The 24,936-nt window shown below is 63.4% G+C and carries 23 protein-coding genes; 19 read left to right on the top strand and 4 right to left on the bottom strand.

Features of this window, described 5'->3' with window-relative positions; translation table 11 throughout:
• Position 1 precedes the first annotated feature (1 nt).
• The 10 genes from MSG32_RS06375 (at position 2) to MSG32_RS06330 (ending at position 10,516) form a co-directional block, all read left to right on the top strand.
• Positions 2-730 carry a histidine phosphatase family protein gene (locus tag MSG32_RS06375; protein ID WP_248378741.1) on the top strand — a complete coding sequence of 243 codons (729 nt, stop codon included), beginning with the start codon at positions 2-4 and terminating at the stop codon, positions 728-730.
• Positions 731-1,008: 278 nt separating this feature from the next.
• Entirely contained in the window at positions 1,009-2,301 is a 1,293-nt protein-coding gene (locus MSG32_RS06370; protein ID WP_054555997.1) for a metallophosphoesterase, read from the top strand.
• 20 nt (positions 2,302-2,321) lie between these two features.
• A complete protein-coding gene (locus MSG32_RS06365; protein ID WP_054555998.1) occupies positions 2,322-2,603 on the top strand; it encodes an amphi-Trp domain-containing protein in 282 nt (93 codons plus the stop codon).
• A gap of 167 nt (positions 2,604-2,770) precedes the next feature.
• On the top strand, positions 2,771-3,766 hold the full coding sequence (gene bla, locus MSG32_RS06360) for a class A beta-lactamase (protein ID WP_248378737.1): 996 nt from the start codon (positions 2,771-2,773) through the stop codon (positions 3,764-3,766).
• Between the two features lie 210 nt (positions 3,767-3,976).
• Positions 3,977-5,083: an NADH:flavin oxidoreductase/NADH oxidase gene (locus tag MSG32_RS06355; RefSeq protein WP_248378734.1), complete on the top strand. Its 1,107-nt coding sequence runs from the start codon at positions 3,977-3,979 to the stop codon at positions 5,081-5,083.
• Positions 5,084-5,517: 434 nt separating this feature from the next.
• Positions 5,518-6,390 carry a DMT family transporter gene (locus tag MSG32_RS06350; protein ID WP_248378732.1) on the top strand — a complete coding sequence of 291 codons (873 nt, stop codon included), beginning with the start codon at positions 5,518-5,520 and terminating at the stop codon, positions 6,388-6,390.
• A 302-nt stretch (positions 6,391-6,692) separates the two neighbouring features.
• Entirely contained in the window at positions 6,693-7,649 is a 957-nt protein-coding gene (locus MSG32_RS06345) for an NAD(P)-dependent oxidoreductase (protein WP_248378729.1), read from the top strand.
• 156 nt (positions 7,650-7,805) lie between these two features.
• Complete coding sequence (locus tag MSG32_RS06340) at positions 7,806-8,555, top strand: class II aldolase/adducin family protein (protein ID WP_248378726.1); 750 nt, start codon at positions 7,806-7,808, stop codon at positions 8,553-8,555.
• A 99-nt stretch (positions 8,556-8,654) separates the two neighbouring features.
• Positions 8,655-9,329, top strand: coding sequence for a TetR family transcriptional regulator C-terminal domain-containing protein (locus MSG32_RS06335; RefSeq protein WP_248378723.1), 675 nt, complete (start codon positions 8,655-8,657; stop codon positions 9,327-9,329).
• A 2-nt stretch (positions 9,330-9,331) separates the two neighbouring features.
• The gene (locus tag MSG32_RS06330; RefSeq protein WP_248378719.1) at positions 9,332-10,516 is read left to right on the top strand and encodes a pyridoxal phosphate-dependent aminotransferase; all 1,185 of its coding nucleotides are present in this window, start codon (positions 9,332-9,334) and stop codon (positions 10,514-10,516) included.
• A gap of 163 nt (positions 10,517-10,679) precedes the next feature.
• On the opposite strand, the gene MSG32_RS06325 is transcribed toward MSG32_RS06330, so the two are convergent.
• Together MSG32_RS06325 and MSG32_RS06320 are read right to left on the bottom strand one after the other, a co-directional pair.
• Positions 10,680-10,898 (bottom strand): TIGR02450 family Trp-rich protein, encoded by a 219-nt coding sequence (locus tag MSG32_RS06325; protein WP_248378716.1) that lies wholly within the window; start codon positions 10,896-10,898, stop codon positions 10,680-10,682.
• A gap of 108 nt (positions 10,899-11,006) precedes the next feature.
• Positions 11,007-11,912 (bottom strand): LysR family transcriptional regulator, encoded by a 906-nt coding sequence (locus MSG32_RS06320; protein ID WP_043332806.1) that lies wholly within the window; start codon positions 11,910-11,912, stop codon positions 11,007-11,009.
• A 400-nt stretch (positions 11,913-12,312) separates the two neighbouring features.
• Between MSG32_RS06320 and MSG32_RS06315 the strand changes: the two genes are divergently transcribed.
• The 7 genes from MSG32_RS06315 (at position 12,313) to MSG32_RS06285 (ending at position 19,950) form a co-directional block, all read left to right on the top strand.
• The gene (locus MSG32_RS06315) at positions 12,313-13,326 is read left to right on the top strand and encodes a D-cysteine desulfhydrase (RefSeq protein WP_054556003.1); all 1,014 of its coding nucleotides are present in this window, start codon (positions 12,313-12,315) and stop codon (positions 13,324-13,326) included.
• A gap of 128 nt (positions 13,327-13,454) precedes the next feature.
• Positions 13,455-14,771: a histidinol dehydrogenase gene (gene hisD, locus MSG32_RS06310; RefSeq protein ID WP_282460312.1), complete on the top strand. Its 1,317-nt coding sequence runs from the start codon at positions 13,455-13,457 to the stop codon at positions 14,769-14,771.
• Between the two features lie 9 nt (positions 14,772-14,780).
• Positions 14,781-15,989 (top strand): aminotransferase class I/II-fold pyridoxal phosphate-dependent enzyme, encoded by a 1,209-nt coding sequence (locus MSG32_RS06305; protein ID WP_248378713.1) that lies wholly within the window; start codon positions 14,781-14,783, stop codon positions 15,987-15,989.
• 168 nt (positions 15,990-16,157) lie between these two features.
• The gene (locus MSG32_RS06300) at positions 16,158-17,096 is read left to right on the top strand and encodes a TRAP transporter substrate-binding protein (RefSeq protein ID WP_213114127.1); all 939 of its coding nucleotides are present in this window, start codon (positions 16,158-16,160) and stop codon (positions 17,094-17,096) included.
• 135 nt (positions 17,097-17,231) lie between these two features.
• Positions 17,232-17,789: a TRAP transporter small permease gene (locus MSG32_RS06295; RefSeq protein WP_077376958.1), complete on the top strand. Its 558-nt coding sequence runs from the start codon at positions 17,232-17,234 to the stop codon at positions 17,787-17,789.
• Positions 17,790-17,793: 4 nt separating this feature from the next.
• Complete coding sequence (locus MSG32_RS06290; protein WP_043332797.1) at positions 17,794-19,074, top strand: TRAP transporter large permease; 1,281 nt, start codon at positions 17,794-17,796, stop codon at positions 19,072-19,074.
• 156 nt (positions 19,075-19,230) lie between these two features.
• The gene (locus MSG32_RS06285; protein ID WP_248378710.1) at positions 19,231-19,950 is read left to right on the top strand and encodes an amino acid racemase; all 720 of its coding nucleotides are present in this window, start codon (positions 19,231-19,233) and stop codon (positions 19,948-19,950) included.
• 9 nt (positions 19,951-19,959) lie between these two features.
• Here the strand turns inward: MSG32_RS06285 and MSG32_RS06280 are convergent, their stop codons facing one another.
• Positions 19,960-20,838, bottom strand: a complete 879-nt coding sequence (locus MSG32_RS06280) for a helix-turn-helix transcriptional regulator (protein WP_248378707.1) — start codon at positions 20,836-20,838, stop codon at positions 19,960-19,962.
• A gap of 156 nt (positions 20,839-20,994) precedes the next feature.
• On the opposite strand from MSG32_RS06280, the gene MSG32_RS06275 reads away from it, so the two are divergent.
• Positions 20,995-22,263 carry an MFS transporter gene (locus MSG32_RS06275; protein WP_248378704.1) on the top strand — a complete coding sequence of 423 codons (1,269 nt, stop codon included), beginning with the start codon at positions 20,995-20,997 and terminating at the stop codon, positions 22,261-22,263.
• A gap of 190 nt (positions 22,264-22,453) precedes the next feature.
• Entirely contained in the window at positions 22,454-24,364 is a 1,911-nt protein-coding gene (locus tag MSG32_RS06270) for a bifunctional 2',3'-cyclic-nucleotide 2'-phosphodiesterase/3'-nucleotidase (protein ID WP_248378701.1), read from the top strand.
• A 165-nt stretch (positions 24,365-24,529) separates the two neighbouring features.
• On the opposite strand, the gene MSG32_RS06265 is transcribed toward MSG32_RS06270, so the two are convergent.
• Complete coding sequence (locus MSG32_RS06265) at positions 24,530-24,835, bottom strand: hypothetical protein (protein ID WP_084208808.1); 306 nt, start codon at positions 24,833-24,835, stop codon at positions 24,530-24,532.
• Positions 24,836-24,936 lie beyond the last annotated feature (101 nt).

The following is a 24,936-nucleotide window of genomic DNA, read 5'->3' as shown; positions in this document are numbered from 1 at the left end:
GATGACTGATGAACCGACAATCCGACGTGTGGCATTGATTCGTCATGCCGACTATCACCAGCAGATTGATACCCCGAGCGCGCTGCAGCCGTTTCCCTTGACCCGTCGCGGTGAGCGTCAGGCGCGTGAGGGAGCCGAGGAAGTGCTGACGCTGTGTCAGGCACATGGCTGGCAACCGGCCAGCACGGTACATGCCTCCAGTCTGTTGCGTGCCTGGCAGACGGCGCAGGTGATGAACGAGGTCATGGGAGACAGGACAGAGCGTGAGTTCTCGCTCATGGCACATGATGCCCTGTGGGAGCGCAGTCTGGGCAGCGCCGCCAATCTGACCACGGCACAGATCGCCGAAGCGGTGCGTCATGACCCGCGCGTGGATTTCCTGCCGGCCGACTGGAAATCCAACAGCCACTTTCGCCTGCCGCTGCCGGGGGCTGAATCCCTGATGCAGGCCGGTCAGCGGGTGGCCGACTTCATTGCTTCGCTACCGGCTTACCCATCAGCTACTGCCTCGGCTCCCACATCGGGCGCCTCGCTGACACTGGTCGTCGGCCATGGCGCGGCGCTGCGGCATGCGGCGCATCTGCTGGGCGTGCTGGACTTCGACCAGATTGCCGGGCTGAGCATGCACCATGCGCGGCCGGTGGTCATCGAGGAAACCCCGTCAGGGTCATGGCGGCATGTGGCTGGCGACTGGAAGGTGCGCCAGCGTCACGAGCCCGCGCAGGACTGAGTTGGCGGCCAGCCGGCGGGGTACTGAAGTGCCGGGAGCGGGCGGAGTGCTGGAGAGCAGGGGATGGGCGGAGTCATTGACAGCAGAGAAGCAGGCCAGCGCATCAGGTGATGCGAGTCTGTCATCTTTCTGTGATCAAACGGTCATAAGCTTGTCGCCCTGTGCTTGTGACCTCATTCCGCATGCCCGCGGATGGTCCCCAAGGAGCGGCAAGGCGCTTGCTTGCCACAAGCCGGTGAGTTCAACGAGGCAAGCAGATGCCACAAGGAGATAGCCCAATGACCCTCAGTCCCCCCATGAGCGACGCCGTACCGCGTTACCGAGGCCCGACGCGTTATCTGAAGGCGCTGCCCAGTCACGCGGCTCAGTGGCCCGAGACACATCAGCACCTGCGCGCCGGTGACAAGGTGTCCCGCGCCGCTCGCAAGCTGGGCAGCAAGGACTGGCCACGCCGCGATGTCATCTTCATCTCCGATGCGCATGCCGACGCGGAAGCCTTCATCGCGTCTCTGGTGGCCAGTGGCGGTGTGCGCCTGACCTCGCGGGACAACCTGGTATTGACGGCGCGGGGCAAGCGCAGTGTCTTCGTCATCGGCGGTGATTGCCTCGACAAGGGCCCCAGCAATCTGGAACTGCTGGAAGCCCTGCGCACCTTGATGCGCAGCGGAGCGCGTCTCAAGTTGCTGGCGGGCAATCACGACATGCGGCTGATGCTGGCGCTGATGCGGCTGAGTCATGATGATTCGGCGCGAACCGATCATCTGTTCGTGCGCATGGGCGCCAAGGGGCTGGCGCTGCTCAAGGAAGTCTTCGATCACTATCTCGCGGACAGACCGCGGGCGATGAAGAGCATTCCCTCGCGAAGTGAATGCCGTCGGCGCCTGTACCCGGGGCCGGACTGGGCGGAGCAGTTTCGCAAATCGGCAGGCCATGTGCTCAAGGGGGAGGCGCTGGAGAAGGAGATCACTCGCCTGAGCGCCAAGGCCGATGGCTTCGAGCATGCCTGTGAGAAACATGGTCTCTCGTTGCGCCAGACCTATGCCGCCGCGCTCAAGGCCCACGAGCTGTTTCTCAAGCCCGGCGGGCGATTTGCCTGGTTCTTCGACGAGATGCGCCTTGCCTATCGCAGTGGCGCCTTCCTGCATGTCCATGCAGGCGTGGATGATGCCTTCGCCAGACGACTCGGCCGCCAGAAGGTCTCGCAGGTCAATCAGGAATTCCGGCGCATCCTGCGCGAAGACCCGTTCACCTTCTATTACGGTGAGCTGGCCAATGTACTGCGCACCAAATATCGCAAGAGCGACATGGTGCTGAGCGCCGCAGGCGTCAAGCGCCTGCACAAGGTCGGCATTCGTGCCGTGATGCATGGTCACGTCAATCATCAGGCGGGCCAGCAGCTGGGCTGGCGCCACGGGCTTCTGCATATCGAGGGCGACGTCACCCTGGATCGCAATTCACGCCGCAAGGAAGGGCTGGATGGCGTGGGCATGGGGGCGACGCTGATAGAAGCCTGTGGACGCATCGTCGGCATCAGCAATGACCATCCCGAGGTCAAGGTCTACGCGCCCTGAAACACGCACAGGAGAGGCAGGTGAAAGACGACAAGCAGGACAAGTCGCTGTTCCGACATGAATCATTGCAGTCCATCGATGGCGTTCAGGACATTCTCAAGGCCATCATCAAGGGGCTGGGCAAGGGACTGCTGTCATTTCGCGATGAGGACGGCGAGATACGGCTGGCACCGCGCGGCCTGATGACCCTCAAGGTCACGGCGCGGCGAGAGGATGATCATCATCGCCTCGATATTCGCCTGTCATGGCATGCCAAGCCCGGCGCCAAGCGCAACAAGACGCTCAAGGTTCTCGATGAGTGAGGGCAGCGTGCGCTGGCATTGACCCAGATCAAGTCTCTGCCAGTCCGCGGCCCGTAGTGAGATGGCCGGCATGTCCGCGCTTAAGCGGCTATGGTACATGTAGCATGCTGCATATTGGTTGTGTCTGCTGCGACACGACCGCTCCCCATGATCAGGACATGTCATTGATGCCTTCATCCCCTCAGCGCCTGTGCGGTGCTGATCACCCCTCGTTTCGCTTGCACTCCGCCAGCTTCGCGGCAAAGCCTGCCGCCAGGCCCACAAGGCGCTGGCAGCAGTGGCTGGCGGCCGCCGCGCTTGCCTGTCTGTCGCTGAGCGCTCAGGCCGCAGACGATGCGCTGGCCGCTGACAAGCCGCTCTCGGCGTCGGCCATTCAGGCCATCGAATCAGAGGTCGGCGCGCGAATCGGTGTCAGCGTTCTGGATACCGCCGATGGCACCCGTTTCAGCTGGCGGGGGGATGAGCGCTTCCCCATGAGCAGCACCTTCAAGGTGCTGGCCTGTGGTCATCTGCTCTCCCGGGTGGACGAAGGCCAGGAATCGTTGTCACGCAAGGTGGAGATTCGCTCGGCGGATCTCGTGACCTATTCCCCCATCACCGAGCACCACACCCGGGATGGAGGCCTGACGCTCGAGGCGTTGTGCCATGCCACCATCACGACCAGCGACAATACCGCGGGCAACCTGATTCTCGACGCCCTGGGCGGCCCGGCCGCACTGACGGCCTATCTGCGGCGCCTGGACGATGACAGCACGCGGCTGGACAGACGTGAAACGGCGCTCAATGAGGCCACTCCCGGTGACCCGCGCGATACCACCACGCCGCACGCGATGGCGGCCACCCTGCAGCGACTTCTGGTGGGGGATGCGCTGAGCGAGCCATCGCGCCTGGCTCTGCAGGGCTGGATGCTGGCCAACACCACCGGCGATGACAAGCTGCGGGCGGCCTTGCCCGATGACTGGCAGATCGCGGACAAGACCGGCGGCGGGGGGTATGGCACCAACAATGACGTTGCCATCCTGTGGCCGCCGTTGCGTGCCCCGTTGATCGTGGCGGTCTATCTGACCGAAAGCGAGGCCGATCTGGCAGCGCGCAATGCCGCGATTGCCGATGTCGGGCGTCTGCTGGTCAAGGAAGTGCTGGAGGGTGAGGCGAGTCGCTGATGGTGGGGCGCTGGCAGGGCGCTGATGGTGGGGCGTGCGTGAAGCATGGGCAACTCAGCGTTGCCGCCACCATGGCCAACTTGCGCTTGTGGCGCCTGCCCGGTGCCCGCATTGTGCTTGCACTGCATTGGCTTTGGCAGCACGGACCTTCTCGCCATGTTCGCGCCTGCGCCTTGCCGAACCCGCCCTGTCTGCCTCCAGAGGAACTCCATGTCCACACTGTTTTCACCGCTCACCCTCGGCCCGCTCACGCTGGACAATCGCATCATCATCGCGCCCATGTGTCAGTACTCCGCTGAGGAGGGCCAGATGCAGGCCTGGCATGATCAGCATCTTGGCAATCTCGCCCAGTCAGGGGCTGGGCTTCTGATCTTCGAGGCCAGCGCCGTTGCCCCGGAAGGGCGCATCACCCATGGCGATGTCGGACTCTACGATGAGGCATGCCAGCAAGCCATGCAGGGGGGCGTCGAGCGTATCCGCCGCTATTCACCGATGCCGCTGGCGGTGCAGATCGGTCATGCGGGACGCAAGGCATCCTGCCAGAAGCCCTGGGAGGGCGGTGCCGCCATCGCGCCAGGCAACGACAATGGCTGGCAGGTACTTGCCCCCAGTGCGATTCCCTTCAGCGAAGGCGGGCCGCTCCCCGAGGCGATGAGTGGCGAGCAGATCCGCCGCACCATCGCGGACTTCGTGGCGGCGGCGCAGCGCGCCGTCGACATCGGCCTGGACGGCATCGAGCTGCATGCGGCGCATGGCTATCTGCTGCACGAGTTCCTGTCGCCGTTGAGCAATCAGCGCGACGATGACTACGGTGGCTCGCTCGAGAACCGCATGCGTCTGACGCTTGAGGTCTTTGACGCCGTGCGGGCCGCGATCCCGCAGCATGTGATGCTGGGCATCCGGATCAGCGCGACGGACTGGGTCGAGGGCGGCTGGGACCTCGAGCAGAGCATCGAGCTTGCCAAGGCGCTGGACGGTCGTGGCTGCCACTATCTGCATGTCTCCAGTGGCGGGCTCAGCGCGCAGCAGCAGATTCCGGTAGCGCCCAATTATCAGGTGCCGCACGCCGAGGCCCTGAAGGCGCAGGTGAAGATGCCGGTGATTGCCGTTGGCCTGATCACCGAGCCGCAGCAGGCCGAAGACCTGCTGGCGAACGAGAGTGCCGATGCCATCGCGCTGGCGCGTGGCATTCTCTACGACCCGCGCTGGCCGTGGCACGCGGCCGCTGCGCTGGGTAACACCGTCAAGGCCGCGCCCCAGTACCTGCGATGCCAGCCGCATGGTCTGAAGTCGCTGCTCGAGAATCAGCAGGACTGAGCCGTGTGAAGAGACTTTGAGGACTGACGCCCGCGTTCACGAGCTCCTGCTCGCTGATCGCGGGCGTCTTGCTGTGCGAGGCTTGCCGTGAAGTTCTGGCTTTCCTTGACGTTCAGATTCGAGCGCGCCGGGCGCCTGACGCCATATCTTTCGTCTAACAAGCGCGGTGCCAGCGCATCACTCGAGTGCCGGATAGCGTGGCCTTGCGCCATCATGGGGGTTTCTGAAACGCGTCTTTGCGGCAATCGCGCCTGTTTCACCTCACGCGCAGGGTGCAAGACTTGATGGCGTGATGGTGGGACGATGCCACCGATGATCAAACGGAGCCGCTGCCTGCCGTGGGGTGATGTTGCAGCGCGATACGCGCTTGATCCTGGCCGCCAGACCGTCTGGTGAATGTGACTTGAAAGACCAAGGGGGCTTGAGTGGACAATATGCGTGGCAGTGTTTTCATGGTCATCGCGATGGCAGCATTCGCGGTGGAGGATCTGTTGTTCAAGTTGGCGGCGGGGCATACCTCGACCGGTATCACCCTGATGCTGTTCGGTCTCGGCGGCATGCTGGTCTTCATGCTGTTGACCTGCCTGCGCGGTGAGTCCCTCATGCCTGCGGCGATCTTCTCGCGTCCGATTCTGGTGCGTGTCATCTGTGAAATCATCGCCCGCAGCAGCTTCGCCCTCGCCATCACCCTGATGCCGCTTTCCACTGCCTCCACCATCCTGCAGGCGACGCCGCTGGTCGTGGTGGCCGGGGCGGCAATGTTCTTCGGGGAGCGCGTCAGCCGCAAGCGCTGGCTGGCAATCGGTGTCGGCTTCATTGGTGTATTGCTGATCGTGCGTCCCGGTCTCGACAGCTTCAACATGACCTCACTGTTTGCGGTGATCAGCACGATCGGCTTCGCCGGACGGGACCTGGCGACGCGCGGCGCGCCAGCGTCGTTGTCCAACGTCCAGCTCGGCATCTATGGCTTTCTCGCCCTGATTCCGGCGGGGGGGCTGATCGCTCTCTACCAGCAGACCCCGCTTGCGTATGCGCCCGAGGCGACCTGGCTGATCGTGGGTGCTGTGATACTCGGGGTCATCGCCTACAACGCCTTGACGATTGCCATGCGCAAGGGCGAGGTCTCGGTGGTCACGCCATTTCGCTATACCCGCGTCCTGTTTGCCTTGGCGCTAGGGGTCATGGTGCTGGGAGAAAGCCTCGATGCCATGACCTTGCTGGGCGCCGCCATCGTGGTCGCAAGCGGTATCTACATCGTCACCCAGGGCAAGCAGCGCCCGCCAGTGGCGAAGGTGGCCACGCTGTGAACCCCCTCGCTGCCATCAGGCTGGCAGCGGCAGGCTGTCATCATCGCTGACGCCGGCTTGCACCATCGACCAGATGACACATGTGAAAGGAGAGGCGCTTGCGCCTCTCCTTTTGTCGTTGTGGCGCGCATGTTTCCTCCAGAACAGTGCGGTGACGGCAACACCCCATCGATCAAGGCATTGGCAAGGCGATGAGGGAGCAGGGGAGCACGTGACGGTTGGCAGTAGTTATACGAGTGTGCAATAGTGAAGGTGAATCCATGGCAACCCACTCGCTGCCAGTCGTGTCACAAGGAGAGCCAATGCAAAGCCAAGCCCCGATTCTGGGTGTCTATCTGAGTGAATCCCTGGACCTGGACAGCGTCTACGGTGAAGCACTGCGCCAGCTGGGCGACGATGTCGTGCTGCGTCATCCGCATGAGATCGAGGACCCGAGCGCGGTGCGGTTCGCCATCTGCTGGCAGCCGGGGGAGGACGCCTTCGCGCCGTACCCGAATCTTCGGCTTGCCATGTCGATCGCGGCGGGAGTGGATGCCCTGCTGGGGCATCCGGGGCTCTCGGCCGAGGTTCAGGTCGCACGGGTGCGCGACCCGCATCAGGCGTATCTGATGGCCGGTTTCGCCGCTCACGAGGTACTGCATCGCGAGCGCGAGTTTGCCGTCATGGCCGACAATGCCACGCGTGGCGAATGGCAGCCGTTGGCAATGCGTGCGCCAGAGAAGGCACAGGTGGCAGTGCTGGGCCACGGCAGCATGGGGCGCGCCGTGGTCACTTCGCTGACGAGCCTGGGATTCTCGGTGACGGTCGCCTGTCGCAGCGAACCGGCCGCGCCGGTGCCGGGTGTGCGTTACCTGACCGGTGACGCTGCCGTCATGGCGGCGGCTGACGGTGCCGATTACCTGATCAATATCCTGCCGCTGACCCCGGTGACCGAGAACGTGCTGAATGCTGCCTTGTTCGCCCGGCTGCGCCATGGCGCCTGGCTGGTGCAGATCGGTCGTGGCGAGCACCTGGTGGAAGCGGACCTTGAAGCCGCGCTCGATTCCGGGCAACTGGCAGGCGCGACGCTGGATGTCTTCCGCGAGGAGCCGCTGGCGCCCACTCACCGCTGGTGGCAGGACGCGCGCCTGCGCATCACGCCGCACGTGGCCAGCGACTCGCTCCCCGAGGTGGTGGCCGAGCAGGTGGTGGCCACGGCGCGTGAGTTGCGCGATGGCCTGCCGCTCACGCTGGGCGTGGATCGCCAGCGCGGCTATTGAGGGCCGCAGCGTTTGAAACCCGCAGCGATTGAGGCCCGCGTCGCTTGAAACCCGCGGCACTTGAGCCCCGAAGGTGAACGCTTCAATGCTTTTGAGGGCTCAGCCGAGCCTTTCTCGACCCCAGACAGCGACATTGTGACCACAGGAGACAGCAACATGCCGGCATCGACCATGAGTGACGCGGAGTGGCAAGCACGCCTGGACCTGGCGGCCTGCTACCGGTTGGCAGCGCACTATCGCATGACCGACCTGATCTACACCCACATCACGGCGCGAATGCCGGATGAGGAAGGGCATTTTCTGATCAATCCCTACGGCTGGCGCTGGGAGGAAATCACGGCGTCCTCGCTGGTCAAGATCGACGTCAACGGCCAGAAGGTCGATGACAGCGCCGCGCGGGTCAATCCGGCCGGTTTCACCATTCACTCGGCGATTCATGCGGCAAGTCACTCAGCCAGCTGGATCATGCATACCCATACCCGCGCCGGTGTGGCGGTGTCGAGCCTGGAAGAAGGGCTCTTGCCCCTGAATCAGATCGCCCTGCAGTTCCATGGCCGCGTCTCCTACCACGATTACGAGGGTATCGCGCTGGATCTGGATGAGCGCGAGCGCATCGTGGCGAGCCTTGGCGACAATCCGGCGCTGATCCTGCGCAATCATGGCCTGCTGACCACCGGCGCCTCTGCCGCCGAGATGTTCAACAACATGTTCTATCTCGAGCGCAGCTGCGAGATCCAGGTCGCGACCCTGTCCATGGGCCAGCCGGTGCGCCGCCTCTCGCCGGAGATCTGTGAGCATGTGGTCGGTCAGTACGACATGGCCATCCACGAGGAGGGAGATCTGGCGCTGGAGTGGGAGTCTCATCTGCGACTGCTGGAGAGCCTTGGCTGTGATTATCGTTGCTAAAAGCATCGTTGTTAAAGGCATCGTTGCTGAAAGCATCGTCGTTGATCAGCCCATCGAGTGCCTGATGCGCGGGGCAGCGACTGGACGGGAGACATCACGATGAGTCGCAAGGCATTCCAGCGGCTTTCCCAGGACCAGCGTCGTCGCGACCTGCTGGAAGCCACCTTGAGCTGTGTCGCGCAGCACGGTCTGGCCGGCGCCAGCGTGCGCCGCGTGGCCGAGGCGGCCGGCGTCTCGCCCGGGCTGATTCGCCACCATTTCGGCACCAAGGACGACATGGTGCGGGCCGCCTACGCCTACATGATGGGCCAGTTGACCTCCGATATCGCCGATGCCAGCCCGGCCAGTGATGAATCCCCGGCGTGTCGTCTGGCGCGCTTCATCGCGGCGAGCCTCACGCAGCCCAACCTGGCTGCCCACAAGATCTCCCTGTGGGCGACCTTCATTGGCCGGGTGCGCCACGATGCCAGCTATTCGGCGGTGCACCAGGAAACCTATCGCGAGTTTCTCGATCTGCTCGCACAGCTGGTCCAGCCGGTGCTGAGTGCCCACGCGCTGCCCGCCACCGAGAGCGATTGTCAGGAGCAGGCGATCGCCCTCAATGGCTTGATCGATGGCCTGTGGCTGGAAGGCGGGCTGGAACACGGCCTCTATCCGGTCGAGCGGCTGCCCGCGATCGCCATGCGGGCGGCAGAGGGCATTCTGCGGCTGCCACAGGGCACCTTGCTTGAGCACGTCGCTATTACGACATCACCCCCACCTCACAGGAGTTGAGCATGCGCTACGCCACCATTACCGAACGACTGAGTGATCTGGGCGGTGACAAATGGGCCGTTCACAGCGCTGCCCGCCAGCGTATCCAGGCCGGCGAGCCGATCATCGAGCTGACCATCGGCGAGCCGGATATCGCCACGCATCCGGCCCTGGTCGAGCACTGTGTCGAGGCGCTGCGCGCTGGCCGTACCCGCTACTCTGATGGCCGTGGTGAGCCGGGGCTGGTTGCGGCACTGGCCGAGCGCTACGCCGCGCGCATGCCCGAGATCAGCGCAGACAACGTGCTGTGTTTCCCCGGCACGCAGACGGCGCTGTTCGCGGTGATGCTGGCACTGGTGGAGGAGGGGGCCGGCGTACTGACCGGCGATCCCTACTACGCCACCTATGAGGGTGTGATCCGCGGCGCCGGCGGTGACCTGCAGCCGGTACCGCTGCGCATGGAGCATGGCTTCGTGTTGCAGCCACGGGATCTGGCCGCGGCCATCACGCCGCAGAGCCGTGTGTTGCTGCTCAATACCCCGCACAACCCGACCGGGGCGGTGATGGATCGGGCGACCCTCGAGCACATCGGTGCGCTATGTCGCGAGCATGATCTGTGGATCGTCTGCGATGAGGTCTATGAAGCGCTGATCTTCACGGGCGAATTCGTCTCGCCGCTGGAAATCGAGGCACTGCGTGAGCGCACCGTGGTGGTGTCCTCCATTTCCAAGAGTCACGCCGCTACCGGCTTTCGCAGTGGCTGGGCCATCGGCTCGGCGGAATTCTGTCGTCGGCTGTTGCCTGTCTCGGAAACCATGCTGTTCGGCAACCAGCCCTTCATCGCCGACATGACCGAGGCCGCACTGCGCGGGGATTTCGATACCACCGAGCGTCTGCGCGACTCTCTCGGGCGCCGCGCGCGTCTGGTGCATGAGGCGCTGGCGGCCATCCCGCAGCTGTCCTCCAGCCTGCCCCAGGGCGGCATGTTCCTGATGGTCGATGTCTCACGCACCGGTCTGAACGGTGAGCAATTCGCCTGGCGGCTGCTGGAACAGCAGCAGGTGGCGGTGATGCCCGGCAGCGTCTTCGGCGATTGCGGTACGCCGCTGGTACGTGTCGCTCTGACCGTGCCGGACGACAGCCTGCTGGAAGCGGTGCAGCGCATGGCGCTGCTGTGTGATCAGCTGGAAGCCGAGGTCGTGGCCTGAGGTCTTTTCTCAGTGACTTTCGGTCAGTCTCAATGCCAGCCAAGGTCAGTCAAGATCAGGCATCACCCCGTCTCATCCTCTGTTGCGTAGACGCATAAACGCCGCCCTCGGGCGGCGTTTATGCGTTCAGCGATGCTCATGTCAGGTCATCATTTCCAGCCCGTCATTTCCAGCCCATCTGCCAGACATCATCTGCCTTGAGCTCGCGCCAGGCGAGGGTGTAATCCCTGCGTGTCAGCACCGCCTGCAACACGACCTCGACCACATGTTCGTCCTGCTCATCGCGAATCAGGCGTGTGACGATGAAATGGCGCTCACGTTCCCGGGGTGACACGGCGGTCCATTTGCTCTGCAACAGCTTGTCGGGGTTGATGAGATTCATGCTGGTTCCTCAAGAAACGGTTGGCAGGTGCGTGCTGGTCCTGTCAGTGCTAGTGAAGTCAGTGCTGGTCAAGTCAGTGCTCGGCAGACAGGTGAGCGCCAGGTGGGCTTACACCGAGGGTGGGCTCTCGTTGAGCAGTTGCCACAGCGACTCGGTCGCCGCGCTGTGCTTGCCACGGCGACAATAGCAGGCCACCTCGAGGGTCGGGCCGCCCAGATCATCCAATAGCGAGACCAGTCTGCCGCTCTCCAGATCATCCTCGATCAGGCCGTGGGGCAGCCAACCGACTCCCAATCCGGCCATCACCAGTTCACGAATGCCCAGCGTGAAGGACGTCTCGCAGATGATGTCGATGTCCTGGGCGCGCTGCAGGTCCATCAGGTAGGGCGAGGCCAGAATCTGGCCCAGAAAACTCTCCGGATCATAGGCGATCAAGGGCAGGCGCTGGTCACTGCGCGGCAGGTGCAGGGGGCGCCCCTGGGCGTCCGGAGCACACACCGGCAGCAGCCGCTCCAGCCCCAGCGAGATGCGCTGGGTGTCGCCGTTGTCATCGAAGATCGGTGCGCCCTGCAGTTCGGAGCACAGCAGCAGGTCTGCCTGGTCATGCTCGAACAGTTGCAGGCATTCGCTGCGATCCAGTGATTTCACCTGCAGTCCGGCTTCGGGGGAGTTGTGGCGGAAATAGCGCAGCAACCGCGGCAGATAGCTGACGGTGAGGGTGTGCTGGGTGGTGATGATCGCCTTCGGCCCCTGGCGGGCCTCGCTACGCAGGCGGCTGCGCAGCGTGTAGAGCCGCGCCAGCCATTCCCGCATTTCCTGTTCATATTCCAGCGCGTGCTCGGTGAGGATCATGCGCTGCGACTGACGATAGACCAGCTCGACGCCCAGCCACTCTTCCAGCTGCCGTATCCGGCGCGAGAAGGCGGGTTGCGTCACGTTGCGTCGCTCGGCTGCCAGCGAGAAGGTCCCGGCCTCGATCAATGCGAGAAAGTCTTCGATCCATTCGATCTTCATGCGTCGCCTGAGGAGATGTCGGTTGTTGTTGGAGGTCGGCCATCATGCACCGAGTGCTTGTTGGGGTGAAGCCCGCACGCACACCTCGGGTGCATGACATATCAATAGTTCGTCAATGGTGCCTCAGCGCCGAAGGGCCAGGGGCCACAGGCAATGGATATGACTGCCGGTCGGCGTTGCGGGCATGGCGATCTTCTGGATGCCTTCATCGGACCAGAGCAAAGAGCTGGTCATGCAGAAAAGTAACAAACTTTGAGAAACATGGCATTGGGACTGGCGAGAATCGCGGCTTACTGTTGAGAAGACCGCTCGGCGGCGTGCCGGAGTGATGTCACACATTCGACGAACGTCGTTATGAGAGTAACCCCCTATGACAACAATGACTCGCCTGGAGGCTCGTATGCATCTGTCCCGTTTTCCCCGTGTTCGCCTTGGTCACCTCTCGACTCCGCTGGAGCCGATGGACAACCTGAGCAAGCTGTTGGGTGGGCCGCGTCTCTGGATCAAACGTGATGACTGCACCGGGCTTTCCACCGGTGGCAACAAGACCCGCAAGCTGGAATTCCTGATGGCGGACGCGCTGGAGCAGGGCGCCGACACCATCATCACCCAGGGCGCTACCCAGTCCAACCACGCGCGGCAGACCGCTGCCGCTGCCTGCAAGCTGGGTCTTGAGTGCCACATCCTGCTGGAAGACCGTACCGGCAGCGACGACCGCAGCTACAACTACAACGGCAACGTCTTCCTCGACCAGCTGCATGGCGCGACGGTCGCCAAGCGTGAAGGCGGTGCCGACATGGCGGCCGAGATGGAAGCGCTGGCCGACAAGCTGATCGGCAAGGGCAAGAAGCCTTACATCATCCCGGGTGGTGGTTCCAACGAGATCGGTGCGCTGGGTTACGTGAATGCCGCCCTCGAACTGCTGTCCCAGGCCAACGACATGGGCCTCAAGATCGATCACCTCGTGCACGCCACCGGCAGCGCCGGTACCCAGGCGGGCCTGGTGACGGGCCTGACCGCCTGCAACTCCGGCATTCCGGTACTCGGTATCGGCGTGCGGGCCCCGAAGGACAAGCAGGAAGGCAATGTCTTCGCGCTGGCACAGAAGACCGAAGCCAAGCTGGGCCTGTCTGACGTGGTCAAGCGTGAAGATGTCGTCGCCAATTGCGATTACGTCGGTGAAGGCTACGGCATTCCGACCGAAAGCATGGTCGAGGCCGTCACGCTGCTGGCTCAGCAGGAAGGCATCCTGCTGGACCCGGTCTACTCCGGCAAGGGCATGGCAGGTCTGATCGACCTGGTGCGCAAGGGACACTTCAAGGAAGGCGAGAACGTGGTCTTCCTGCACACCGGCGGTGCCGTGGCCCTGTTCGGCTACCCGGATGCCTTCAACTTCGCGGATTACCAGGCCTGATAGCGTTTGCGGCCAGTGATGCGTCCCGCCTGACGACAGCGGCGTGACTGACGCATCCCGTAACGACACGCTCCCCGGCCCAGCTGGCAAGGGAGCGTGATGATCACAGCAGTTTTCGGGGAATCACAATGACAATCAGACACCTCAAGCTGGCTGAAGCAGCCGACGGCGTGGCAGAGGAAGATCAGCGCACCACGGCCATCGTCCAGGACATGCTGCAGGACATTCGCTCGCGTGGTGAAGACGCCGTGCGCATGTATGCCGAGAAGTTCGACAACTGGAGCGGCGATTTCGTCCTCAGCGAGGAAAAGCTGGCCACGCTGATCGAAAGCGTGCCGCAGAGCGTCAAGGACGATATCGATTTCGCCCATCGCCAGATCCGTCGTTTCGCCGAAGCGCAGCGCGACAGCCTGACATCCTTCGAGATCGAGACCGAGCCGGGTGTCGTGCTGGGGCAGCGCGTGCTGCCCATCGATGCCGCGGGTTGCTACGTGCCGGGCGGACGCTACGCGCATGCCGCCTCGGCGCTGATGAGCGTCGCCACGGCCAAGGCCGCCGGCGTCAAGCACATCACGGCCTGTTCGCCGCCGCGTGGTGACAGCATCAATCCGGCGGTGGCCTATGCCATGCATGTGGCTGGCGCCGATCGCATCCTGGAGATGGGCGGCGTTCACGCGGTCGCCAGCATGGCCTTCGGCCTGTTCGGCGGGCGCGAAGCCGACATCCTCGTCGGCCCGGGCAACGCCTTCGTGGCTGAAGCCAAGCGCCTGCTGTTCGGCCAGGTCGGCATCGACGTCTTCGCCGGCCCCACCGAATCGGCGGTGATCGCCGATCACACCGCAGACCCGATGACCATCGCGGTGGATCTCGTCTCCCAGGCGGAGCACGGCCCGAACTCGCCGGTGTGGCTGTTCACCACCAGTGAAGAGGTCGCCCGCCGCGTCATCGAGCTGGTGCCGCTGGTCGGCAACGACATGCCCAACGCCGAGGTCATCCACGCCGCCTGGCGCGACTACGGCGAAGTCATCCTGTGCGACACCCGCGAAGAAGTGGTCCAGATCAGTGATCAGTACGCCTGCGAACACCTGCAGGTGCTGTGTGAGGACCTGGAGTGGTGGAAGCAGAACCTCAGCAACTACGGCTCTCTGTTCCTGGGCGAAGGCAGCACCGTCACCCACGGTGACAAGTGTTCCGGCACCAACCACATTCTGCCGACCAAGCGCGCCGGTCGCTACTCCGGCGGTCTGAATGTCCACAAGTTCATGAAGGTTCTGACCACGCAACAGCTCAGTGCCGAAGCCAACCTCAAGTTCAGTGCCATCGGTTCACGCATCTCGCGCACCGAAGGGATGGAAGGCCATGCGCGTGCCTGTGACTGGCGCCTTACCAAATACTTCCCCGAGCAGGATTGGGACTTCCCCGTCTATGCCCAGAAGCGTTATTGAGGAGGCCACATGCGTCGTTTTGCCAAGTCATTCACCCAGCAGGAAGCCATCTCCGACACCGCCATCGAGGCTGCCGTCGCCGTGATGCGCAGTGGTCGCCTGCATCGCTACAACCTGGCGGAAGGCGAGCAGGGCGAAACGGCGCTGCTGGAGCAGGAATTCGCGGCGAGTCTGGGCATTCCCCATGCGCTGGCCTGTGCCTCCGGCGGCTATGCCCTGCAGCTGGCGCTGCGCGCCTGCGGACTCGAGGCCGGTGACAAGGTGCTGTGCAACGCCTTCACCCTGTCCCCGGTGCCCGGCAGCATCGTCGCCGCCGGTGGCGAGCCGGTGCTGGTGGATATCCTCGAGGACACCACGGTCGATCCGGAGGATCTGGCGCGTGCGGCAGATCAGAGCGGGGCCCGCTTCTTCATGCTCTCGCACATGCGCGGCCATATCGGCGACATGCACGCGATCATGCAGGTCTGCGACAGCCGCGGCATCACGGTGATCGAGGATTGCGCGCATACCATGGGCGCGAGCTACGACGGCAAGCCCAGCGGCACCTTCGGCAAGGTCGGCTGCTACAGCACCCAGACCTACAAGCACGTCAATTCCGGTGAGGGTGGCCTGCTGGCGACCGCCGATGATGAGGTGATGCGACGCGCCATCATCCTGTCGGGCTCCTACATGCTGTACGACCGCCACCTGGCGGCGCCGGCCGCGGAGAGCTTCGCTGAGACGCGCCTGCAGACCCCCAACATGAGTGGTCGCATGGACAATCTGCGTGCCGCCATCCTGCGCCCGCAACTGGGGGAGCTGGCAGAGCGTCGTGAGCGCTGGAATGCCCTCTATGCCCGCATGCAGGACCGGCTCGCGGCCATGGAGGGCGTCACGCCCATCCTGCGTGGCCCGCTGGAAGGCTACGTCGGAAGCTCCATCCAGTTCACGCTGGCGCAGTGCTCCCACGAGCAGATCGCCGCCTTCATCGCAGGCTGTGAAGCGCGTGGGCTGCCGGTGAAATGGTACGGCAAGCCGCTGCCGGAGGATTACACCAGCCGCTACGACAGCTGGGCCTATCTGGGCGGCCATCGTGCTGTGCCCAATGCCGACCGGGTGCTGGCGACGCTGTGTGATCTGCGTCTCCCGCTGACCTTTGACGTGCAGGACTGTGAGGTCATCGCGGACTTGATCCAGGACGCTCTGCACAGTGCACGACCTGTCTCGACCGTCGCGTGACTACGCCCGGCGGCAGCACGTGACGGGGATGAACCCATAACGATAACGCTTTGAAAGCCACATGATCTTCAATCCGCATGTCCTGGTGACAGGCCATGCGGACCCGCAACCAGTGGAGTAATAACAATGTTCAATAAAGCTCTCTTGGCAACCGCAGTGATGTTGGCGATGTCAGCGACCGCTCAGGCAAAGACCTTCAAGGTCGGCATGGGCGATCCGATGGATTCGGATCAGGGCGCGCTTGCTCAGCGCTTCGAGGAACTGGTCGAGGACCTTTCCGATGGCGAGATGCAGGTGGAGTTGTTCCCGGGCGGTCAGCTGGGCTCCGAGACCGGCATGATCCAGGACACGCGCATCGGCAAGCTGGACTTCGCGCTGATCGGCGTCGGCAACCTGACGCCCTACGCGCCGCGCCTCGGCGCGCTCACCATGCCCTATGCACTGCGTAGCCATGCGGATGCCGTCAAGGCCACCACCGGCCCGCTGGCGGATGAATGGAACCAGATCGCCGAGAAACAGGCCGGCGTCCACATCGTCAGCTGGCTGTATTCCAACTTCCGTTATCTGACCAACTCCAAGCGACCGGTGACGTCGCTGGAAGACCTTGAAGGCATGAAGATTCGTGTGCCGCAGAACAAGATCATGCTCGCCACCTATCAGGCCTGGGGCGCCAGCCCGATCAGCATGTCGTGGCCGGAAGTCTTCACCGGTCTGCAGCAGGGCGTGATCGATGGCCAGGACAACCCGGACATCGTCAACTACACGATGAAGTTCCAGGAAGTGCAGAAGTATCTGACCGAGGTCCACTACCAGTACTCCCTGCAGCCGATCGTCATGGGGGTGCGTACCTACAACAAGCTCTCTGACGAGGAGCGCGAGATCATCGATCGCGCCGGCCTGGAAGCCCAGCTCTATGCGCTTCAATTCCAGCTGACCGAGGCCTCTCAGGCGCGTGCTGCCATGGAAGCTGAAGGGGTGCAGTCCGCCCAGCTGACCGACGAGGACAAGTGGATCAGCATTGCCAAGGAAGAAGTCTGGCCGCAGTTCTATGAAGAGATCGGCGGCAAGGAATCCTTCGACGAATTGCAGAAAGCATTGGGCCACTGAGCCCGAGTGGGCGGGGTCGCTCGCGGCGTCAGCGTGAATGACGTCTGAGTGACCCCCGCTGCGTTCAATGCTATCGAGCAGGGATACCAGACAGTGCTGGTATCCCTCTCACAGTTCATCGTGAAGGAGGCTCGCATGTTGGCCAGATTGAACAATATCGAGGATTACGCCTGCCGCTTTCTGCTCGCGGTCTTCGTACTCCTGCTGTTTTCCCAAGTGGTATTGCGTGTCGTGTTCGGTATCGGCATGGCATGGATGGAAGAGCTGGCACGCTACGCCTTCGTCTGGTTCGTCTTCCTGGGGGCTGCGCACGCGGCTCACTTGAGTGCCCACAATCGGCTGCAGACCCATATCAATCTGCTGCCGCGCAAGGTGGCCAACGCCATCCTGCTGTTCGTCGACCTCATCTGGGCGCTCTTCAGCCTGATCATCGCCTACAAGAGCCTGGATCTGATCGGGCTTCTCACCGAGTTTCCCTATGAGTCACCGGCGCTCGGCTGGTCGCTCGCCTACGTCTATTACATCTTCCCCGTGGCCTTCACCTTGATGGCCTTTCGCGTATTGCAGGTGCAGTTCCTCAAGCTGGTCAGAGGCATCGAGCCCGGCAACGTGGACGACGAGGAAGTGAAGCGCATCACGGAAGCGGCCCCGGATGCCGCCGATGACACCCGCACCGCCAAGATGGGAGGCTGATGCCATGGCCGCGACTATTCTGTTCTCTCTGTTCGGTGCACTGCTGTTTCTGGGCTCACCCATCGTCGTTGCCCTTGGGGTGGCGTCCATGGCGGTCTATGTCGTCAGTGGTGATGACATCACCTCACTGGTGGAGCTGGCGTTCTCGGCGATCAACTCCTTCCCGCTGATGGCATTGCCGTCCTTCATTCTGGCGGGCGCCCTGATGGGCGACGCCGGCATCGCGCGGCGTCTGATTCGTATCGCCGAAGAGCTGGCGGGCCCGGCCGCAGGTGGCCTGGGGGCGGCAGCGGTGATGGCCTGCATGTTCTTCGGCGCCATCTCCGGCTCGGGTCCGGCGACCACGGCGGCCGTGGGCATGCTGGTGATTCCGGCGATGATCGAACGTGGCTACGGCCGCAGCTATCCGGCGGCGATCACCGCCACCGCTGGCGGACTGGGCGTCGTGATTCCGCCCAGCATGCCGTTGGTCATCTACGGGGTGACCGCCAACGAGTCGATCTCGGCGCTGTTCATGGCGGGTGTCATTCCGGGCATCATGCTGGGGGCGGCCCTGATGATCGCCAACTACATCACCGCCAAGCGCAACGGCTATCAGGCCCAGGGCGAGCCGTATGACAAGGCGCGAGTCTTCAAGGTACTCAAGGAGGGCTTCTGGTCACTGATGGCACCGGTGGTCATCCTCGGCGGCATCTACAGCGGTCTCTTCACGCCGACCGAAGCCGCCGTCGTCTCGATCTTCTATGCGCTGTTCGTCGGTGTCTTCATTCACAAGGAGTCCTCGCTGCTGGGCTTGAATGAAGCCTTCCAGAACACGACCTGGCTGACCGGTCGCGTGCTGATCATCATGTTCACCGCCACCGCCTTCGGGCGCATCCTGGTGGAGCACCACATTCCGGCCATGATCGCCCAGGGCATCCTCAACATCACCGACAGCCTGTGGCTGGTGTGGGTGCTGGTGATCGCCTTCCTGCTGATCGTCGGCATGTTCATCGAGATTCTGGCCACCATCATGATCGTCACGCCGGTGTTGCTGCCGGTGATGGTGGAGCTGGGCGTCGACCCGGTGCACTTCGGGATCGTGCTGGTGGTGAGTCTCGGGATCGGCTTCTCGACCCCGCCACTGGGCGAGAACATGTTCATCAGCTCCAGCATCGCCAACGTGTCCATCGAGAAGATCTCGGTGCGGGCGCTGCCGCTGGTCGGCACCATGGTGCTGATCGCCTTGCTGCTGGCCTTCGTGCCGCAGCTGACGATGTGGCTGCCGGACATGATGGGCTTCTAGCGGCGCAGCGGAGGGCTGTGGCTCGTCATCACTGTTTTCGTCAACACAGCCCTTCGCAAACAGTGCCTCATGAAACAGTTTCTCGAGAGGATGCCGGCCACGTCGCCATCCTCTCGAGCCTTGATCTTCAGTGAGAGTTTTGTCGGAGAACGACCAATGAGAAGCTCGCATGACGCCTCGGGCGCAGAACATATCGTCGTGGGCGTGTTGGGCGGCATGGGGCCGGATGCCACGGTGGCCTTCATGCAGCAGGTGATCCAGGCCACACCGGCCGAGGACGACATCGATCATGTACACATGGTGGTCGACAACAATCCCAAGGTGCCGTCGCGCATCAAGGCTCTGCTGGAAGGGGGCGATGTCTCTCCGGGGCCTGCCATCGCGGAAATGGCCCAGCGACTGGAGCAGTCCGGGTGTGATTTTCTGGTCATGCCCTGCAACACGGCCCACTACTACTGGCAGGATGCGCAGGACGCCGTCTCGATTCCGGTGTGGCATATCGTCGAGCGCACCCTGGACCGGGTGGCGGCGCAGTGGCCGGGCGCACGTGTCGGCATGCTGTGTTCCCCGGCGCTGCGCAAGATTGGCCTTTACGAAGGCTTCATCGAGTCGCGTGGTCTGTCGCTGGCCTATCCCCAGGATGAGGACGCGATGCTGGAGGTGATCCGCAGCGTCAAGAAAGGCCAGGTGAGTGATGACGCCGTCGGGGGAGCCTTCCGTCAGGCCGCCGCTGACCTGGTGGCGCAGGAAGCCGATGTGCTGGTGCTGGCCTGCACGGAGCTCTCCATTATCAGCCAGCTGCTGGATGACCGGCTGCCGATCGTGGATTCCGTCGAAGCGCTGGCCGTCAGCGTGGCACAGGCGGCCACTCAGTAAGCGTCGCCGTCACGCGCCGCCCATGCCACTGCTCGAGCGGCGTTGCTCGCGTTCCTGCAGGTAGCGGGCGGGCGTGGTGCCGAGCAGCTTCTTGAACATGCTGATGAAGGCGTTGACGGACTGATAGCCGACGTCTTCCGAGACGCGCTGCACGCTCATGCCTTCGGCCAGCAGGCGAATCGCCACCACCAGGTGCAGTTGCTGACGCCAGCGGCTGAAGCTCAGGCCGGTGTCACGCTGGATAAGCCGGGCGAGGGTGCGTTCGCTCATCGCCAGTTCGCTCGCCCACTCGGCCAGGGTGCGTCGGTCGTCCGGGGTCTTGATCAGGGCATCGCTGATGCGGGTCAGCCGCGGGTCTTCGGGCAAGGGCAGGTGCAGACGTTCGCTTGGCATGCAGGCCAGTTCTTCCAGCAGCACGCCGACCAGCCGCGCTGTCGGCCCCTGTTCAGGATATGGCTGGGGTAGCTCCGCCAGGCGCAGCACCAGCTCACGCAGCAGGGGCGAGATCGACAGCGTGCAGCTGTGGCTTGGCATCTCGAGCGCACCGGGCTCGATGAACAGGTGGCAGACGCGGCCGCCACGGGTCAGATGATTGCTGTGGGGCAGGTTGCCGGGAATCCAGACCCCGCTGTGCGGCGGCACCATCCACAGACCTTCCGGTACGCGACTGGTCACCACGCCATGCAGGGCGATCACCAGCTGTCCCTTGCGATGCTGGTGGATCGGCACCTCCATCACCTGCTGGCCGGTCTCGACATGCAGGGCGCTGGCCGGAATCTCGTAGATGTCCGGGTCGTGCTCGCAGACGCTGCTGGAGAAGGGCACCTGATCGGGGCCGCGGGTGCTGACCCCGGGCGATGACGGTAGAACGGGTGTGGTCACTGACATGGCGGCTCGCAGATTGTCTGATTTCAGTGATCTGATGTCATGATGGCTCAATTCTGCAGTGGGCGAGGGGATTAAGCTAGCCTCACTCTGTGCGCGGACTCATCTCTTGGGTGTCGTCCCGCCATTACCCCGTTTCACGATCGCTGCGAGCGCCTCATGACTGAACTCTGCCACTCGTCTCCTGTCCGGCGACTGAGCCATCCGGCCGTATTGATCGCCGGTATCCTGTTGATCGCCATGAACCTGCGTGCGCCCTTCACCAGTATCGCGCCACTGCTGGAGCGTCTGCAGGCGGCGCTGGGCTTCAATGCCACGGCGGCTGGCCTGTTGATGATCCTGCCGCTGCTGGCCTTCGTCGTCGTCTCGCCCTGGGTGCCGCGCCTCGCCAGAGGTCTCGGGCTTGAACGCAGTCTCTTCCTCGCCTTGCTGACGATCGCCGCGGGCATCGTGCTGCGGGTGCAGGGCAGCATGCTGGCCCTCTATCTGGGTATCGGCCTGATCGGGGCGGGCATCGCCGTGGGCAATGTGCTGCTGCCCAGTCTGGTCAAACGCAGCTTTGCGCAGCATGTCGCGCTGCTCACCTCCTGCTATGTGCTGACCATGGGCATCATGGCCGCCATCGCCTCGGCGCTGATGGTGCCGTTGGCCCAGGGCAGCAGCGCTGGCTGGCAGTACGCGATGCTCATAGTGGTCGTCCTGCCATTGGTGACGATGGTGGTGTGGTGGCCGCAGTTGTCACGTCGCTCCCTGCCGGCTGCGGCGAAGGAAGCTGAGAAGGGGGCCGAGAAGGGTGCCGAGAAGGACGTCGAGAAGAGTGCCGCGCCTCCGGTGCGTCAGGCAGCGGTGTGGCATTCGCCACTGGCCTGGCAGGTGACGCTGTTCATGGGCATCAATTCGCTGCTGTTCTATACCGTCAACAGCTGGCTGCCGAGCATGCTGGCGGACAATGGCTTCTCTGCCGAGAAGGCGGGCTCGTTGCATGGTCTACTCCAGCTCGCCTCCGCATTGCCGGGATTGATTCTGGTGCCCCTGATGCCGCGCCTGAAGGATCAACGCCTGATCGCCTTCGCGACGCCCTGCATGTCGCTGGCGGGATTCATCGGGCTATGGCTGATGCCGGAGTGGGCACTGGTGTGGGTGCTGTTGCTGGGCGCGGGCTCCGGGGCCAGCTTCATTCTCGCCTTGTCATTCATGGGGCTGCGGGCGCGTGATGCCATGCAGTCGGCGTCACTGTCGAGCATGGCGCAGACGCTGGGCTATCTGCTCGCGGCCATGGGGCCGCCGCTGATCGGCGCGCTCTACGATATGCAGGGCAATTGGCAGCTGGCACTGATGGTCTGCGCCGTCCTCAGTGTGCTGATGGCGAGTGTCGGCTGGATGGCGGGCAGGGACCGCCAGTTGCCTGAGGCGTCGGCATCTGAATAATGGAGCGCTGCCCCAAGGGGCACTGGCACATCCCCCCATGACAAGGAAGTGAGAGATGGCGAATGCTTCATCGGCTAGCGAAGATCAACGGGCGTCTGACGCGCCAGGTGTTGCGCAGCACCCCGGACGTCGGCGCAAGCCGCCTTTGCGGGCAGCCATCCTTGGCCTGGCCAGTCTCGGAGGTATCTTCATGATCGCTCAGCCAGCCAATGCCGCGACGCTGTCACTGCGCGTGATCGAGACCACCGACATCCACGCCAACGTGATGGATTACGACTATTACAAGGACCGTCCCAGCGTGCGCATCGGCCTGGTCCGCGCGGCGAGTCTGATCAAGCAGGCGCGTGCCGAGGTGGCCAACAGCGTGCTGCTGGACAATGGCGACCTCATCCAGGGCAGCCCGATGGGCGATTACATGGCGGCAGAAGGTCTCGAGGAGGGCGATGTCTTCCCGGCCTACAAGGTCATGAATCAATTGGATTACGATGTCGGCAATATCGGCAATCATGAATTCAATTACGGGCTCGAGTATCTCGAACAGGCGCTGTCCGGCGCGCAGTTCCCCTATGTGAACGCCAACCTGCTGGACGCCACGACAGGCGAGCCGTACTTCACGCCCTACCAGATCACCGCCCATGCCTTCACCGACAGTGAGGGTAACGCTCAGACATTGAAGATCGGCTATATCGGCTTCGCGCCGCCGCAGGTGATGACCTGGGACCGCAAGCACCTCCAGGGCCGCCTGACGGCCGAGGACATCACCGAGAGCGCCAGGCGCTGGGTGCCCGAGATGCGCCGGGAGGGCGCGGATGTGGTGATCGCCATCCCGCACTCCGGCATCTCGACCGACCCCTACCGGGTGATGGCTGAGAATTCGGTGTATTACCTCTCGCAGGTCGAGGGCATCGATGGCATCGCCTTCGGGCATGCCCATGCCGTCTTCCCCAGCGAGGAATTCGCCGAGGTACCGGGGGCCGATATCGCCAGGGGCACCCTGAATGGCGTGCCGGCGATGATGCCGGGGCACTGGGGCAGCCATGTGGGCGTGATGGATCTCGAACTGAGCAATGCTTCGGGCCAGTGGCGGGTAGTGAGCGGCCAGACAGAGGCCCGCCCGATTCAGGTGGGTGGCGAGGCACAGGTGGCGGAAGATGCCGAACTGGCGGCGCTGGTCGATCATGAGCATGATGCCACGCGCGAGTACGTCAATCGCAGCATCGGCCGCGCCAGTGCGGCGATGAAGAGCTATCTGGCGCTGGTGCAGGACGACCCGACGATCCAGATCGTCAATCGCGCCCAGGCCGATTACGTCAAACGCTTCGTCGAAGGCGACCCGGACCTGGAAGACTTGCCGATTCTCTCGGCGGCTGCGCCGTTCAAGGTCGGTGGCCGTCACAATGACCCGACCCAGTTCACCGAGATGGAGGCGGGCGAGCTGAGCTTCCGCAATGCCGCCGATCTCTATCTCTATCCGAATACGCTGGTGGCGCTCAAGGTCACCGGCAAGGAAGTGCGGGAATGGCTCGAGTGCAGCGCCGGCCAGTTCCATCGCATTGATCCGGCGCTCGCCACGCCCCAGCCCTTGATCAACTGGGAAGGTTTCCGCAGCTACAACTTCGACGTGATCGACGGCGTCGACTATCGGGTGAATGTCACGCAGCCGGCGCGTTACGACGGCAATTGCACGCTGATCAACGCCGATGCCCACCGTATCCAGGGCCTCACTTATGAGGGCGAGCCGGTCAAGGACGACGATGTCTTCCTGCTTGCGACCAACAACTATCGCGCCTACGGCGAGGACTTCCCCGGCACCGGTGAGCCACATGTCGCCTTCGCGTCACCGGATGAAAATCGCAGTATTCTGGCCCAGTACATCTCGCGACAGACGCAGCAGCAGGGCGCGGTGGACCCCGCGGCGGACCACAACTGGCGGCTGGCCGCGATCGACACCGATACCCCGCTGGACATTCGCTTCACCACCGCCCCCGGCGAGGATGCGCAGCAATTCATTGATGCCCAGGCGGTCTACCCGATGACATTGGTGGATCAGGACGAGATGGGCTTTGCCCGTTATCGCGTCGGGCTGGACCGGATGAAATAGCCAAGGCAGCACATTGTCGAGCACGTCGTTACTGGCCTGGATTCAGGTGGGAAAGAACGCCAGTCAGCAATTGCTGACTGGCGTTTTTTTGTCGTCAGGCGCTACCCGCTATCTGTCTCATTATCCGCTTTTGCGTCAGGTTCTTGAGCGCAGTCCCATTGCGGGTCAGCGCCAGGGCGCGTGCAAGGCGATGCTCAGCAGTACGCGTTTGCCGCGCTCGATGCGGCTGACGCTGTGTTCGTGAAGGTCGGGGCGAAACAGCACCACGCGGTCCGCGAGGCGAAAGAGGCTGCCATCGGTCTCGAAGACACCGCCCTGGCGGGGCTTCTTGAGCACGATATTGAGCTTGTAGTAGCTGCCGCTGCCCATCGGGTCGTTGTGGCGCATCACGCTGTGGCCTTCGGGGTAGGTCACCAGGTTGATGGTCAGGCGGCGAAGATCGAGCAGACTGCGGTTGATGACACGGGCCATGGGCGTTTCCCTTGAATTTGATGGAGCCATTAAAGCGTATTTTGAGCAATCAATCAAAATCGTGCTTGAGTGGTCGCTCAAAAATCCGTAAGGTGGTCCCA

The organism is Cobetia sp. 1CM21F (assembly GCF_023161745.1).
Lineage (GTDB): Bacteria > Pseudomonadota > Gammaproteobacteria > Pseudomonadales > Halomonadaceae > Cobetia > Cobetia amphilecti.
The sequence above is the reverse complement of the archived record's forward strand: the minus strand, read 5'-3'. Positions and strand labels throughout refer to the sequence as shown.